1 protein-coding gene is annotated in these 385 nt (G+C 44.2%); it reads left to right on the forward strand.

What is annotated here, in order from left to right; genetic code table 11:
- Positions 1–129 precede the first annotated feature (129 nt).
- On the forward strand, positions 130–385 hold a 256-nt coding region (locus tag ETC00_RS20305; protein ID WP_216369619.1), incomplete at its 3' end, for a hypothetical protein.

Raw genomic sequence — 385 nt, forward strand, 5'->3', positions numbered from 1 at the left:
GTGGAAGGGAGTAGAGTAGGTGTCAAGCGACACCGAAGCGCGGGGGCGGCCTTATAGCCGTAAGATATAGTCTGACACTCCTAGTAATAGGAGAGTGGGAGTAGCGCCCCACGTAACTGATTGGCACAAATGCTAACCTTACACGATTGGCATCCTGACGTATTCTATACAAATGACCCTAATGACACTGATTATAACGAGGACTTTATTGGTGCGAAACGTAAACCTGGTTTCATTGAAGGTAATAACTCTTCTGTACTTATCTCTGACGAGTTCATGTATGCTGTAGAACATGATTTAGAATGGCACTTGAAATTCCCTGATACGTCATTCGAGAAGTATGACTCTGAATGGGATGGAGACATTTACAAGTGGGAAGCTAAAG

Origin of the sequence: Brevibacillus sp. MCWH (assembly GCF_013096935.1) — a bacterium.
Lineage (GTDB): Bacteria > Bacillota > Bacilli > Brevibacillales > Brevibacillaceae > Brevibacillus > Brevibacillus aydinogluensis.